Genomic DNA, 14894 nt, shown 5'->3' with positions numbered 1-14894 from the left:
GGCTTTTCCGACTTAAAAAAATAAGCTAGATATTAGCACTAAACCAGCCTTTTACCACCCGATCGAAGTGAATTATACGAAGTAAAACCAATGTTACCTGCTGTTATTTTTACGTCTTATGAATTTTTACATATTTATTAGGAACATTATCAGTTAGCCAAACATTGTTGTCAGAAATAAAAAAAGTAAAATTATCCTTGAACATATCTCCAGTTGATATTTCTAAGATTATTGGTTTACCGTGTCTTTGACCTACTTTTAAAGCAGTTTCTATATCATTACTTAAATGTACATGTTGTCTATTACGTTTTTCAAGTCCTATTTTTAATATTGATTCAACATTTTTTTCACTAGTTCCATGAAATAATATTCTTGGTGGCTTTTGATTTATATATCCTAATTCAATATTTACTGAGTGTCCCTGACTTGCTCTTATTTTATCTTGATTTTCGTTAAATGCAAACCTTTTTTTAGAATTTGTAGAGACAATTTCAATCAAAGTACTTTTGTCTAGTTTTACTCCGCTTTGATTAACTTTTTCAATTAATAAATTAACATCAGTCCAGCCATTTTCGTCAAGCTTGATTCCAATAGTTTCAGGTTGGTGTCGCAAAACCAAACTTAAAAATTTACTCTTATCAGTAAGTTCTTTTTCTTTAGTCATTAAACTTTTGTTTGAGGTTTGTATTAATAATTACAGCTAACGGAAAAAATTATTGGCTAAACCTTTAGGTTAGGCAGAAGCCAAATTGAAAATTAAGCGGAAGCCAAATTGAAAATTAGGCGAAGCCAATTGCGGGCTTAATTGGGCTGAAAGTTCAATTTTGACTGCGTGTAGCCGATGCTTTTTGACTTCGTCGAACCACTTCGTTAGGTTTCAGATTGTCTAAATTAAGAAAAAAGATTATATGAAACGTAAGTTCATCGAAACAAGTAAAAAATAATAACAATGAGATAAAAGAAGCGGAGGATAAATTTCTCAACTTTTTATACTTTACATTCTTGCACTGAGCATTCTAAGATAAAAGCAAATTTTTAAGTAGTTAATTTCACAAAAGGCTCTTCTCTTTTTACGACAGCAAATATTCTAAGTACAATTTTGTTTGCTACTGCATTAAGAGCGGTTAGTTTATGTTTCCCTTTTTCAATTTTATCGAGATAATAGTTTCTTAATTGAGGATCGTGTTGTATAGCAGATCCTGCTGCATTAAACAGAATAGTCTTAAGGGTTTTATCTCTGAGAAAATGTGTTTTAGTCCGACCTTTTATGCTGCTTCCTGATTGATATGGAAACGGTGCTAACCCACAATGACAATTGAATTTACGCGCATCAGTAAACTTCATAAAATTATCTGTTTCAATAATGCATTTCAATGCTGTAATGGGACCTACACCAATTATCCTAGTAATTTTTTTGTACGAAAGCTGTAATTCATCTATAGATTTTAGGATATCCATCATTTCTTTTTCTAAAGCTTTGATTGTTTTTTCAATGACATTTAATTGTTGATTTTCAAGCCTAATTAGCTTTTTTATATCCACTTTCGTTGCTAAAATCTCTTCGGCTTTCAAACTGTTTTTAATCTGTACAGCAATTTTCACATAACGTTCTCTAGCTGTCATTAAGACTTTTAATTTCCTCAAACCTTCACTTGGGAGTTTAAATGGGCTTAGCTTATGTTTATTCCCAATGGTATACTCTGCGATTCTGTAAGCATCAACAACATCAGATTTTCCACGTTGAATACCCAACGAACGCTGGAGATCTAAAGGATTGATTATATAATACACAAATTTTGAATCTTCCAAAACCCAAGCTAATAGGGCTCCGTAGTGACCTGTGTGTTCAAAACTGATTATTGTATTTTCAACATCAAACTCTCGTAACCACTTCAGAATAGCTTTTTCTTCATTAGCAATGGTTCCTTTACCAATTTTTGAATGATTTTCTACATCTAAGATGCAATAATCAAGTGTATCTTTGGATACGTCAACACCAATTACATTTTTTTTCATAATTTTAGATTTAGGAAAATAACTCTGGCAACCAATTGGTTTTATTGCTAACGCTATTAATAAGCCTTGATGCTTAACATTCTAAATGGTACTATAAACCAAAGAGGAAAATAGGACTAATGCTCAGTATAAACCTACTGTTTAAGAGTCGAACTAGTTCTCCTATTCCCTCTGGTTGTTCAGATTTATTTTCTTTGTTACTACTTAAAGTTATTGAATACAAATCTAATAGCGGCGTCGAAGCCTAGTTCCTCAGTTGATAATGATCATATACAAAAGAGAATTTTTAATTAGAAATAAATGAGAGAAGCTGGGTAGTAGGGATACCTTGTAAGTTAAAATTACAAAAAACAAGTAATTTCATTCTTCTTTTGTTAATATTACTAGTATATTGTTGTTTTATTAAGTAGTAGGTATGTATTATTAAACTATTGCATATTCTTATTAGAAAAATGTCTTGCAAAAAAAGCTTTTTGCTAAAGAAAAAAGAAAGAAGTCATTAATGCTTCTATAGAAAGGTGGGAAATAAGCATGAGTAGCATGTATAAAATAGAATCAATAGAACTTAAATATTAGGGAGAACACAATAATAACTAAAATAAAACATTATGAATAAAACACTTTTATTACTGCTTTGTTTTTGTTGCCAAATTAGTTGGGCACAAAACAACGAAATTACCGTAGTGTATCATCAGTTTTTTGATAATGCTATAAAAATAGAACGTACATCTTATTTGTATGCCAATGACGAAACTTCGCTTTATGAAGATGATTTAATTACCAATAATAAAAAGGATAGAATTGAGAATGATATAAAACAAGCCGAGTTAGATAGGCAAAATGCGGGTACAAATAGGTATTCAAGTACAATAATACCTATTATAAAGTATAACAGTTTTATAAAATTTGATAGAAGTACTAATAAAATACAATATATGGAGCAAGTGGTGAGAGATAGATGGCTATTAATTACCGATGATGCCCAGCAAAAATGGAAACTTACCCAAGAAAAAAAGGTGATTGATAATATAGAATGCCTTAAAGCAACTACTACTTTTAGAGGAATGCAATGGGAAGTTTGGTATGCGCCTTCTTTACCTTATCCGTACGGACCTTGGAAACTTCATGGCTTACCTGGTTTAATAATACAAGCTAATGATGTTAACAAACGTTACAATTACAATGCTATTAAAATTGAATTTAAAAAGGATGATAAGCTAAACAAACAACTTACCGAAATAATTACCGAACCTGTTGCAGAAAAAGTGAGTCTACAGCGCTTTGTTGCTTTACGTGATGAAATTGTTACTGCGCCTTTGCAAATTGAAAGAGATGAAGGAGCTATTATTAAACGACAAGTAAAAACACGTTATGGTCAGGAACTTATTTACGAATGGGAAGAAGAAGCTAAAAAATAAAACACTATGAACAAAACACTTTTAGCACTACTTTGTTTTTGCTGCCAAATAATGTTTGCGCAAAGTATAAAAGTTAGTTATAAACAAACGTTTAATTTTGATTATACAAACATTACTCCTTTATATCTTTATGTAGATACTAAAAACAATACATCTACTTTAATTAGAGATTTTAAGAGTGAAGCTTTGCATAAAAATCAAAAAGAAGTGCCTGTTGCAGATGTTTATGCAAGTATTGACCGTAAAATTCCGTATGATTATATATTCCTTAATTTAAACAATAAATCTATTAGTATATACGAAGATTTTGCTCGTAAGGTTTATAAGGTAAGTGATGTATTTCCTGAAATAAACTGGCAATTAACCAATGAATCTAAAGAATTACAAAATGTAAAAGTACAAAAGGCTTTGGGAACTTATCGTGGAAAAACATGGGAAGTTTGGTATGCCCCATCAATCCCCTATAGTTTTGGACCATGGAAGCTTAATGGGTTACCTGGTTTAATTTTAGAAGCAAAAGATACAGAAGGTAAAATGTTTTTTCAAGCTGAAAAAATAGAATATAATCAAACATGTACCATTTGTACACCTCCAACAAAAGATGTTCATAAAGAATTATCATTAAAAGAATATCTAATGTTACAAGATGATTTTTACAATAATTTTGAAGCTGATTTACCAAGGGGAACAACTGTTACTTATGAAAAGAAAAGTTTTTTAACAACCGAAACAAAATTTGAATTTCCTATAAAGTTTCTTTGGGAAGAAACTAAAAAACAATAACTAAATAAAAACACTATGAACAAAACACTTTTAGTACTACTTTGTTTTTGTTGCCAAATGGTATTTGCGCAAACAAATGATTACAAGATTACTTACAAACAGTTTCTTTCTTATGGTGATAAATTACAAAGAGATGCTGTTTTGTATGTAAAAGAAAACCAACCAACAGTAATGCATACTTTAATGGCATCAACCGTTGTTTTAAAAGAAAAAGAACGACCTAAACTACCTGAGCCTACAAATGGTAGTACCGTTATTATAAGAAGCGGTGCAGAAAAGGGTAAACCATTTGATTATAGCGTTTTTCCTGATAATTATATGAAAGTAGATCAACAGAGTAATAAAAATGTAGCCATTGATTATATAGGTACAAAACGTGGTTTTATTGTTAAAGATGATCAGTTGAAGTATACTTGGAAAATAACATCTGAAACTAAGAAAATAAAAGATTATACATGTTACAAAGCAACTACTACTTTTAGAGGGAATAACTTTGAGGCCTGGTTTACACCCGATATTCCTATAAATGCAGGTCCTTGGAAATGGTATGGTTTGCCTGGTTTAATTGTTGAAGTGCATGATGTTGAAAAGAAAGAAATATACTTATTAGAAAAGGTTGAAAAACTAACTGAAGAAATACCTTTTCCTTCTGAAAAATTAAAAACAACAACGCTAAAAGATTTTGTTATTGAAAAAGATGATTTTTTTGGAAATCCTTTAGGTGGTACTTTAGGTAGAGATACAACTGTAACTTCTAACTATAAACGTGGGGGGTTAGAAAAAGTGTATGAATGGGAAGAAGAAACTAAAAAACAATAACTAAATAAAAACACTATGAACAAAATACTTTTAGTGCTACTATGTTTTTGCTACCAAATGGTATTTGCACAAACAAACGATTACAAAATTACTTACAAACGTTTTGAAGGTAATCGTAAAAGAGATGCTGTTTTATATGTAAAAGAAAGCCAAGCAACAGTAATGCACGATATTGTTACATCTACGGTGCCTATTAAAGTAATTAAAGATACTACTTATATTAATGAGAATGGAGCTACAGTCTGGAAATCAGGAAGTGGTTCTACAGATTACAGTAAGTTCCCTGATGAATATATAAAGGTAGATCATGCTAAAAATAAAATAGAAATGATTAGAGATATTAGAAAGAAATTCTTTTTAGTTACAGATGAATTAAATTATAAGTGGATCATAACCAATGAAACCAAGAAAATTAATGATTTTACGTGCTATAAAGCTACCACTACTTTTAGAGGCAACAATTTTGAAGCATGGTTTACACCCGATATTCCTATAAATGCTGGTCCTTGGAAATGGTATGGCTTACCTGGGTTAATTGTAGAAGCTACTGATACTGATAAAAGTGTTGTGTTTAAACTTGAAAAAGTAGAGAAGCTAATTGGAGATGTACCTTTTCCTTCAGAAAAATTAGCAAAGATTACTTTACAGGAATATTTTAAAAAGGGTAAGGAGGCGGATGATGCTTTTACGGCACAATTAAATGATCGAAATGTAAAAGTTACCAGTACTGTTATAGGAAGATTTGGTTTAGAACGCGTATACGAATGGGAAGAAGAAGCTAAAAAGTAAAAAAATAAAAAACATGCCAAAAACACTTATAACCTTATTACTATTCGTATTTGCAACCTTTTCTTTACAAGCCCAAACCGTTTGTAAAGGTACGGTTGTTAACGTAAATAAAGAACCTGTAGCCAATGCATCGGTTTTAATAAAAAATACCGACGATAACATATTACAATTTGGTTTTACCAACGCACAAGGTGCTTTCAATATTGTTACCGAAACCGAAGGCAGCTTTGTGGTTGAGGTAAATAAAATGGGGTTTAATAAACAGCAACAACCATTAAACATAACCAAAGATAAAAAAGAATATGCCTTTACGTTTACCCTAGAAGAAAGCAACGAACTGTTAGAAGATTTGGTGATAGAAATTGATAACCCCATACAACAGCGTGGTGATACTTTGGTGTACGATGCCAAAGCTTTTAGTACGGGGCGTGAAGTAGTGGTAGAGGATTTATTAAAAAACATACCAGGTATTACCGTTGAAAAAGATGGTAAAATTAAGTTTGAAGACACCGAAATTGAAAAGGTAATGGTTGATGGTGATGATTTTTTTAACCGGGGGTATAGCTTGCTTACTAAAAACATGCCCAACAAACCGTTAGATAAAGTACAGGTATTGCGTAATTACAGCAATAACAAATTGTTAAAAGGGGTAGAAGAAAGCAACAAAGTAGCTTTAAACCTAACGGTTGATGAAGCTTATAAAGACTTGTGGTTTGGCGATATTTCTGCAGGTTATGGTTTGGTAAGCGAAAACCGTTACGATGTTTCGGGCAACTTAATGAACTTTAGCAAAAAGTATAAAAACTTTTTAACCTATGGTTTAAACAATGTGGGTATGGATAGGGTTGGCTCGTTAGAAAGTATGTTTTACAACAATTACGAGGTAGAATCTATTGGTAACGGCAGTCAATTATCTACCTTAATGGGGTTAAGTGGTGGCAGCGCTGGGCAGTTAAAAGACCATAGAACCCGTATTAACAATGCCGAACATGTTTCGTTAAGTACCATTGTGCCTGTTACCAACAAACTAAAATTAAAAGTAGTTGGTTTTTTAGGTGGTGATGAAAATTATGCCTTTAACAATAATTACAGTGTTACCAATGTAGGCGAAACGTATTTTGAAAACTCCGAAAGCAATCAATATAAAAGTCATTTAAAAACAGGATATGTTAATTTGTTGGCTACTTACGATGTTTCTAAAACACAAATGCTGCAAATAAGTTCGGTTTACAATCAAGGTACTACCAATAACACCAACGATTTAACTTTTAACGGCACCAATACCTTAGAAAAGTTAGCCACAAAGAATACTTTTTTCGATCAAAAGCTTACCTATACCCACAAATGGAAAGATAAAAACGTGGTGTTGTTAAAGGGTAGATTCTTTTCAAACAAAATGCCTCAAACTTATCATATCAACGATTATTTAATGGGCGATTTATTTGCTTTTGATGCCGATGCTATGAATAATGACATTAAAAACAATAAAACGTTTGCCGGTTTAGAAGCCGATTTTAAACTAAAACAAAAAAACGATGATTTAATTGAATTTCAGGTAGGGTATACACATAACCAACAAACCATGAATACGATGTTTAGTTTGTTTAGTGATGCAGTAGCTTTTCGTCCTAATAATTTTCAAACCGATAGTTCGTTTACCTTAGGCGATTTTTATGCAAAAAGTGGTTATACGTGGAAATGGAGCACCTTTAAAGTTACAGGTCGTGCCGAAGCACATCAATTGTTTAATCAGTTTACCACTTTAAACACCAACAAAAAGCAAAATCCGTTTTATGTAAATCCTTCGGCATCTTTTACGTGGGATGTTACGCCAACTCATGTTTTTAATGGTTCGTATATGATTAACTTTAATAATACCTCGTTTGTAGATGTAAACGATACCTATTTGTTAACCTCGTCACGTTCCTTTTCAAAAGGTTTGGGCGCTTTTAAATTGACTGATTACCAAATAGCTAACTTAGGGTATAGCATTCGTCATTACTTGAGCCGTTACCGTTTCTCGTTTAATTTAAATTACAGTAAACAAAGCAATGTTTTATCCAACAGAAGTTTAATCGAGCAAAATAGTTCGCTATCTGAAAGTGTTTTTATAAAAGGAGGCAATACTTATGGGGCAAGTTTTTCTTCGAACTTTTATTTTCGCAAGTTAAAAAGTAATGTAAAGTTAGAAGGAAGTTACGCTATGTCTACCTCTTTCAACGAAGTGAACAATTCTGGTTTACGTAAAAATAATTTTAATAATCAGCGATATAATTTTGAATGGCGCAGCAATTTTAAAATACCTTTTAACTTTCATATAGGTACCGAATGGACATTTTCTGAAGTTAAAGCACCCAATTATAAAAATAATTACACCAACGGCTTTAGCTTTTTAGATGTGTTTTATAAAGTAGATGAACGCATTGATGTAAAAGCAGTAACCGAGTATTATTATTTTGGTAGTTTAGAAAAAAATCAACGCCACCATGCCTTTTTAGATGTTGAAGCTACTTACAAGTTAAAAGGTGATAAATGGACGCTAGGTTTACGTGGAAATAATTTATTAAACAAGCAAAATTTTACCACTTATTATGTTAGCGATATAGGCTACAGCAGCACAAGTTATCGTTTAATGCCTCGTTATGTTTTGTTAAGTGCTAAATATAGGTTTAGTTTGTAGGATGAAGCGTTTATGTCTATATTTCTTTAATTCAGTCAGAGATATAGGAATAAAAAAAGGTTTCCAAATGGAAACCTTTTTTATTCCTTAATCACTTTCACAGGATTTTTATCTTTATCTAAAGCTACAAAGGTAAATTCTCCATTTATTGCTTGGTAACGATTGTCGTTGTACATTTCTTCAATAAAAATTTCAACCGATACTTTTAAGCTTTTGTTTCCAACATGGGTTACTTTTCCTATCAGCTCTACAATGGTTCCAGCAGGAATTGGTTTGTTAAAATCAATTTTATCTGAAGAAACGGTAACCATAATTTGGCGTGAAAAACGAGTTGCCGTTATAAAGGCAACTTCATCCATCATGTGCATAGCGGTTCCTCCAAAAAGGGTGTCGTAATGATTGGTTGTGTTTGGAAAAACGGCTTTAAAAATACGTGTTTCCGAGTTTTTTATTCTTTCTTCTAAGGTCATTCTAACTATTTTATTGGGTAATTTGTGTGTTTATTATGCTTCGCAACTTGTACAAGTAACCAAATTGTTTACAAATTCTTTTGAAACGCTTTGACTTCTTTGATAATACAAGGTTTTTACACCTAACTTCCAAGCCTCAATTAACAAACGGTTTACTTCTTTAATGGCAAGGTTTGATGGTATGTTGATGTTTAAACTTTGCGCTTGATCAATGTATTTTTGACGAATTGACGCTTGCAAAATAATTTCGTACTGACTTAACTCTTTAAACGTTTTAAAAACGTCTTTTTCTTCTTGTGTTAATTCAGGAAGATGTTGAACGCTTCCGTGATTCAACATAATGCTTCTCCAAGTTTCTTCGGTGTCAATTTCTTTTTCTTCTAACAATTGTTTCAGGTATTTGTTTTTACGCATAAAGTTTCCTTTTGCCAAACCTGCCTTGTAATAATTACTACTAAAAGGTTCAATTCCTGGTGAAGTTTGTCCTAAAATAGCCGATGAAGATGTAGTAGGAGCAATTGCCAATAAGGTAGTATTTCTTCTTCCGTATCCTTTTAAAACTTCAGGTTCTCCGTAAATTCGAGCTAAATCTTGAGATGCTTTTTCCGATTTATCTTTTAATTCGCTAAAAATTTGATTGGTTAGCATTTTAGCCTCTAAACTTTCAAAGCCAATTTTGTTTTTCTGTAAATACGAATGCCAACCCATTACACCTAAACCTAATGCTCGGTGATTTTTTGCGAAATTATGTGCTGATGTTAGATAATAATTACCTTCGGTTTTTGCAATAAATTCAGACATTACAGCGTCTAAGAAATAAGTAGCTAATTTAACAGCTTCGGTATCTTTCCATTCGTCATACAATTCTAAATTCATCGAAGATAAACAACAAACAAAAGATTCATCTTTAGAAGATGGTAACGCAATTTCTGAACACAAATTACTTGCGTAAATCTGCATTTCTTTGTCTTTATAAACTTCAGGTTTGTTTCGGTTTACATTATCTGTAAAGAAAAGATAAGGCAAACCTTTTTGTTGACGACTTTCTAAAACTTTTGCCCAAACTTCTCTTTTTTCAACATCACCATCAATCATATCTTGCATCCAATAATCAGGAATACAAACGCCGTAAAAAAGGTTTTGAATTGGGTTTCCAATATTTTTAATCTCTAAAAATTCTTTTATATCATCGTGGTCAATATCTAAGTAAGCTGCAAATGCACCACGACGAACACCGCCTTGTGAAATGGTATCCATTGCTGTATCAAACAATTTCATAAAGCTAACAGCACCGCTACTTTTTCCGTTATCGGTTACGGCACTTCCGCGCTCTCTTAATTCGCCAAAATAACCCGAAGTTCCGCCACCAATTTTGGTTTGCATAATAACTTCGCCTAATTTGTGCGTAATTCCTTCAATGTGATCTGGAACGTAAACATTGAAACAAGAAATTGGCAATCCGCGCTCAGTTCCCATATTTGCCCAAATAGGAGACGAAAGACTCATCCAGCCTTTTTCAATCATTTCAATAAAAGCTTCGGCTAATTCTGGTTTGTACAAACGTTTTGCAGCTGCAGTTGCAACGCGTTCTATTGCTTTTTGTGTTGTTTCTCCTTTTAACAGATACCCTCTGTTTAATATTTGTTCGCTTTCTTCGTTAAGCCACCAAAGTCTTTCCATAATTCGTGTAATCTATATAATTGATTGGGAGATGTTTTTTAAAATAAATCGTTTGCTGTAATACTTTTGTCGTGTTTGGTATATTCTACTGGGCGTTTTGCAAAGAAATCATCTAAGCTGTTTGCAAAAATTTCTTCTTCAAACCAAACCATTGGCTGGTATTCTTCGTTTGAAACAAAAAACACTTTTTCCATTCCAATTTTTTCCATGCTTTCATCTAATCTAAACTTCATAAAGTTTAAAAGATTGCTTTTAGAAATGGTATCTAATTCGCCTTGTTCAAAAATCCAATCTAAAATTTCAGCTTCAATTGAAATCGATTCTTTTACAATTTCGTTGATTTCATTCACAGTTTCGGTATCAAAATAATCAGGGAATTCTTCCTTAATTTTATTGATGATGTAAATACCCGCATTTGCGTGAATTTGCTCGTCAACCGATGTCCAAGCAATAATGTTGCTCACATTTTTCATAGCTCCTTTAAAACGATTGAACGATAAAATAATGGCAAACTGACTGAACAACGAAACGTTTTCAATTAAAATAGTAAATAAGATTAATGATTTTAAGTAGTCTTTTTCGTTTTCTGATTTTGAATGTTTTAGTGCGCTTGATAAATAATCGATACGCTTTTTAATTGCAGGAATTTCGATTACTTTTTCAAAAGCGTTGTTGTATCCTAAAACTTCTAATAAACGTGAGTAAGCTTCAGAATGACGGAATTCACATTCTGCAAACGTACTTCCCAACCCATTAAATTCTGGTTTTGGAAGGTGCAAATACAAATTACCCCAAAAAGTTTTTACATTTACCTCAATCTGCGCAATAGCCAATAAACTGCGTTTTACAATTTCTTGCTCTAAAGGCGAAAGATGTGAATGGAAATCTTGAACATCGGCTGTAAAGTCAACTTCAGAATGAACCCAAAATGATTTATTAATAGCATTTGTAAATTCTAAAATTTCTGGATATTCAAAAGGTTTGTAATTGATACGTTTGGTGAAAATACTCATAACTTTATTTTTTATATGAAACAATGAAGTAAATTCTGCAGAAACGTATCCAAAATAAAGGAAAGTTTTTATAGATATTTACTTTTTGTGCGAAAGCAACATTGCTTTTTTACCAGAGGTCTGACTCATAAGTTGGCTGACTTACTTACAGTTGCGCAACAGTTCAAGGTTTACACTTGATTCTCTTTTTTGGTAAAAAATAATAGTCCAAATGTATTTTAATTATTTCACTTTTTAAAGAAAAAAGAATCATAAGTTATGAACATTTTTTGTTAATAATGATTTTTATTTTTTTGTTTGATTTTTAAAATTGTTTTACGTGTTGATTTATAATTGTTTACGATTTTTGTAAACTTTTTTGTTTTGCAAAAAATATAAAACGCTGTTTTTTAAGCTTTTAGTTTTGTTTTTCTGTAAACTTTCTTTATTTTGTAGTTATTAACGGTTGTTGATAAATTTAAATGTTATTTTTTTGTTATGTTGTATTTATTTAAAAAATCTTTGTAATTTTAGACAGTTGATTTCATTGAAAACAGGTTTTAAATAGTAGCTTGTTTTTAAAGGAATTAGCAAAAAAAGTGAAGAAAAAAATTAATAAAAAGATACTATGGAAATGGAACCAGAGGTTTTAGAAATGAAAAAGACGTATACTAATGAAGAAGCTGTAAAAGCATCAACCGAATATTTTAAAGGAGATGTTTTAGCCGCAACAGTTTTTGTTAATAAGTATGCTTTGAAAGATTCTCAAGGTAATATTTATGAGAAAACACCAGATGATATGCATCAGCGTATTGCATCAGAAATTGCTCGAATTGAAGCACGGTACAAAAATCCTATGAGTGAGCAAGAAGTTTTTGATTTAATTAAAAATTTCACCTACATCATTCCACAAGGAAGTCCAATGACAGGAATTGGTAATCCGTTTCAAATTGCATCATTATCAAACTGTTTTGTAATAGGAAACAATGGTGATAGCGATTCTTACGGTGGTATTATGAAAATTGATCAAGAGCAAGTTCAATTAATGAAACGCCGTGGTGGTGTAGGGCACGATTTGTCACACATTCGCCCAAAAGGCTCTCCTGTTAAAAACTCAGCTTTAACATCAACAGGGTTGGTTCCTTTTATGGAGCGTTTCTCTAACTCAACTCGCGAAGTTGCACAAGACGGTCGTCGTGGCGCGTTAATGTTATCGGTTTCTATTAACCATCCTGATGCTGAAGGATTTATTGATGCCAAATTAGAGCAAGGAAAAGTTACTGGGGCAAATGTATCGGTGCGTATTGATGATACTTTTATGAAAGCAGTACGTAATAATGAAACGTATTTACAGAAATATCCAATATTTTCTCAAAATCCTAAGTTTTCTAGAGAAACAAATGCATCCGATTTATGGAAAAAAATTGTTCATAACGCATGGAAATCTGCTGAACCTGGAATTTTGTTTTGGGATACTATTATTAATGAGTCATTACCAGATTGCTATGCCGATTTAGGTTATAAAACTTTATCAACAAACCCTTGTGGCGAAATTCCGTTATGTGCTTATGATTCTTGTCGTTTATTAGCAATCAATTTGTTTTCTTATGTAGTAAATCCATTTACTGCAGAGGCTTATTTTGATTTTGACTTGTTCAAAAAACACGTAGCTGTTGCACAGCGTATGATGGATGATATTATTGATTTAGAATTAGAAAAAATTGATACCATTATTCAAAAAATCGACGAAGATCCTGAAGATGCTGAAATTAAACGTATTGAACGTAATTTATGGATCGAAATCCGTAAAAAAGCTGAAGAAGGTCGTAGAACAGGTGTTGGTATTACCGCAGAAGGCGATATGTTGGCTGCCTTAGGAATTCGTTACGGATCTGAAGAAGGAAATGAGTTTTCTGTAAACATTCATAAAACATTAGCATTAGCAGCTTATCGTTCATCAGTAGAAATGGCAAAAGAGCGTGGTGCTTTTACAATTTATGATGCTAAACGTGAAGCAAATAATCCATTTGCATTGCGTATTAAAGAAAACGATCCGGAATTGTATAACGATATGCAAGAATACGGACGTAGAAATATTGCTTTGTTAACCATTGCACCAACGGGTTCAACTTCTATTTTATCGCAAACAACTTCAGGAATCGAGCCTGTGTTTATGCCGGTTTACAAACGTCGTAGAAAAGTAAATCCTAATGATAAAGATGTACGTGTTGATTTTATTGATGAAGTAGGAGATTCTTGGGAAGAATACGTTGTTTTTCATCATAAATTTAAAATGTGGATGGAAGTAAACGGAATCGATTCTTCTAAAAACTATTCGCAAGAAGAAATTAATGAGTTAATTGAAAAATCACCGTATTACAAAGCTACCTCAAACGATGTTGATTATTTAAGCAAAGTAGAAATGCAAGGTGCTATTCAAAAATGGGTCGATCATTCTATTTCGGTAACCATCAACGTACCAAACGATGTTTCAGAAGAATTGGTTGGTCAATTGTATATGAAAGCTTGGGAAGTTGGTTGTAAAGGCGTTACTGTTTATCGTGATGGATCGCGTTCTGGCGTTTTAATTTCAAACGATAAAAAAGAAGAAAAGAAAACTGAAGCTTCAGCAGAAACCGAAATTTCGTTTCCAACTAAGCGTCCGCAAGTTTTAGAAGCAGATGTGGTTCGTTTCCAAAACAACAAAGAAAAATGGATTGCTTTTATTGGTAAAATTGAGGATCAACCTTATGAAATTTTCACTGGTTTAGCCGATGATGAAGATGGAATTTTGATTCCACGTTGGGTAAACGAAGGTTTCATTATTAAAAATAAAGACGAAAAAGGAAACACACGTTACGATTTTCAATACGTAAACCAACGCGGTTACAAAACGACTATTGAAGGATTATCGTACCGTTTTGATCCTGTTTTCTGGAACTATGCTAAATTAATCTCAGGAACTTTACGTCACGGAATGAAAATTGAAAACGTTGTTGATTTAATTAACTCGTTACAATTAGATAATGAATCAATCAATACATGGAAAAACGGAGTTGCACGTGCATTAAAACGATTTGTACCTGATGGAACTGAGGCAAACGGACAAAAATGTTCTAACTGTAATTCAACCAATTTAATGTATCAAGAAGGTTGTTTAACCTGTAAAGATTGTGGTTCATCTAAATGTGGATAAAAAATAAGAAGAGAAGTTTTAAAACAACTTCTCTTTTTTATTGCATTTTTT

At 32.2% G+C, this 14894-nt stretch carries 11 protein-coding genes and 1 riboswitch; of the genes, 6 read left to right on the top strand and 5 right to left on the bottom strand.

The features are described from left to right. Window positions 1-109: 109 nt before the first annotated feature. Complete coding sequence (locus tag H1R17_RS11820) at window positions 110-664, bottom strand: RNA 2'-phosphotransferase (protein ID WP_163433092.1); 555 nt, start codon at window positions 662-664, stop codon at window positions 110-112. Window positions 665-1035: 371 nt separating this feature from the next. Then, window positions 1036-2016, bottom strand: coding sequence for an IS110 family transposase (locus H1R17_RS11815; RefSeq protein WP_163433153.1), 981 nt, complete (start codon window positions 2014-2016; stop codon window positions 1036-1038). Between the two features lie 608 nt (window positions 2017-2624). Here H1R17_RS11815 and H1R17_RS11810 point away from each other — a divergent pair. From H1R17_RS11810 to H1R17_RS11790, 5 genes are read left to right on the top strand one after another with little or no spacing between them, the layout of a single operon-like run. Then, entirely contained in the window at window positions 2625-3434 is an 810-nt protein-coding gene (locus tag H1R17_RS11810) for a GLPGLI family protein (protein ID WP_163431293.1), read from the top strand. A 6-nt stretch (window positions 3435-3440) separates the two neighbouring features. After that, the gene (locus tag H1R17_RS11805; RefSeq protein WP_163431292.1) at window positions 3441-4217 is read left to right on the top strand and encodes a GLPGLI family protein; all 777 of its coding nucleotides are present in this window, start codon (window positions 3441-3443) and stop codon (window positions 4215-4217) included. A 15-nt stretch (window positions 4218-4232) separates the two neighbouring features. Beyond that, window positions 4233-5036: a GLPGLI family protein gene (locus H1R17_RS11800; protein ID WP_163431291.1), complete on the top strand. Its 804-nt coding sequence runs from the start codon at window positions 4233-4235 to the stop codon at window positions 5034-5036. Window positions 5037-5051: 15 nt separating this feature from the next. Then, entirely contained in the window at window positions 5052-5825 is a 774-nt protein-coding gene (locus H1R17_RS11795; RefSeq protein WP_163431290.1) for a GLPGLI family protein, read from the top strand. A 13-nt stretch (window positions 5826-5838) separates the two neighbouring features. Next, window positions 5839-8505: a carboxypeptidase regulatory-like domain-containing protein gene (locus H1R17_RS11790; protein ID WP_163431289.1), complete on the top strand. Its 2667-nt coding sequence runs from the start codon at window positions 5839-5841 to the stop codon at window positions 8503-8505. An 80-nt stretch (window positions 8506-8585) separates the two neighbouring features. Here H1R17_RS11790 and H1R17_RS11785 read toward each other — a convergent pair whose 3' ends face one another. Genes H1R17_RS11785 through H1R17_RS11775 form a run of 3 tightly spaced genes read right to left on the bottom strand, consistent with a single transcriptional unit; the run spans window position 8586 to window position 11668 of the window. Beyond that, the gene (locus H1R17_RS11785; protein ID WP_163431288.1) at window positions 8586-8975 is read right to left on the bottom strand and encodes an acyl-CoA thioesterase; all 390 of its coding nucleotides are present in this window, start codon (window positions 8973-8975) and stop codon (window positions 8586-8588) included. A gap of 33 nt (window positions 8976-9008) precedes the next feature. Next, window positions 9009-10655 (bottom strand): ribonucleoside-diphosphate reductase subunit alpha, encoded by a 1647-nt coding sequence (locus H1R17_RS11780; protein ID WP_163431287.1) that lies wholly within the window; start codon window positions 10653-10655, stop codon window positions 9009-9011. A 38-nt stretch (window positions 10656-10693) separates the two neighbouring features. After that, window positions 10694-11668, bottom strand: coding sequence for a ribonucleotide-diphosphate reductase subunit beta (locus H1R17_RS11775; RefSeq protein ID WP_163431286.1), 975 nt, complete (start codon window positions 11666-11668; stop codon window positions 10694-10696). A gap of 93 nt (window positions 11669-11761) precedes the next feature. Continuing rightward, a riboswitch (cobalamin riboswitch) is annotated at window positions 11762-11887 on the bottom strand. 394 nt (window positions 11888-12281) lie between these two features. Between H1R17_RS11775 and H1R17_RS11770 the strand changes: the two genes are divergently transcribed. Then, entirely contained in the window at window positions 12282-14843 is a 2562-nt protein-coding gene (locus H1R17_RS11770) for an adenosylcobalamin-dependent ribonucleoside-diphosphate reductase (RefSeq protein WP_163431315.1), read from the top strand. The last annotated feature ends 51 nt before the right edge of the window (window positions 14844-14894 follow it).

The sequence above is a fragment of the Flavobacterium sp. xlx-214 genome (genome assembly GCF_013874595.1).
GTDB lineage: Bacteria > Bacteroidota > Bacteroidia > Flavobacteriales > Flavobacteriaceae > Flavobacterium.
This window is presented reverse-complemented; position numbering and strand designations above follow the sequence as displayed.

Bases quoted from the DNA above. Each gene is read 5' to 3' on its own strand.
- H1R17_RS11795 (WP_163431290.1), top strand. From the start codon at position 5,052: ATGAACAAAATACTTTTAGTGCTACTATGTTTTTGCTACCAAATGGTA.
- H1R17_RS11775 (WP_163431286.1), bottom strand. From the start codon at position 11,668: ATGAGTATTTTCACCAAACGTATCAATTACAAACCTTTTGAATATCCA.
- H1R17_RS11790 (WP_163431289.1), top strand. From the start codon at position 5,839: ATGCCAAAAACACTTATAACCTTATTACTATTCGTATTTGCAACCTTT.
- H1R17_RS11785 (WP_163431288.1), bottom strand. From the start codon at position 8,975: ATGACCTTAGAAGAAAGAATAAAAAACTCGGAAACACGTATTTTTAAA.
- H1R17_RS11800 (WP_163431291.1), top strand. From the start codon at position 4,233: ATGAACAAAACACTTTTAGTACTACTTTGTTTTTGTTGCCAAATGGTA.
- H1R17_RS11780 (WP_163431287.1), bottom strand. From the start codon at position 10,655: ATGGAAAGACTTTGGTGGCTTAACGAAGAAAGCGAACAAATATTAAAC.
- H1R17_RS11815 (WP_163433153.1), bottom strand. From the start codon at position 2,016: ATGAAAAAAAATGTAATTGGTGTTGACGTATCCAAAGATACACTTGAT.
- H1R17_RS11770 (WP_163431315.1), top strand. From the start codon at position 12,282: ATGGAACCAGAGGTTTTAGAAATGAAAAAGACGTATACTAATGAAGAA.
- H1R17_RS11820 (WP_163433092.1), bottom strand. From the start codon at position 664: ATGACTAAAGAAAAAGAACTTACTGATAAGAGTAAATTTTTAAGTTTG.
- H1R17_RS11805 (WP_163431292.1), top strand. From the start codon at position 3,441: ATGAACAAAACACTTTTAGCACTACTTTGTTTTTGCTGCCAAATAATG.
- H1R17_RS11810 (WP_163431293.1), top strand. From the start codon at position 2,625: ATGAATAAAACACTTTTATTACTGCTTTGTTTTTGTTGCCAAATTAGT.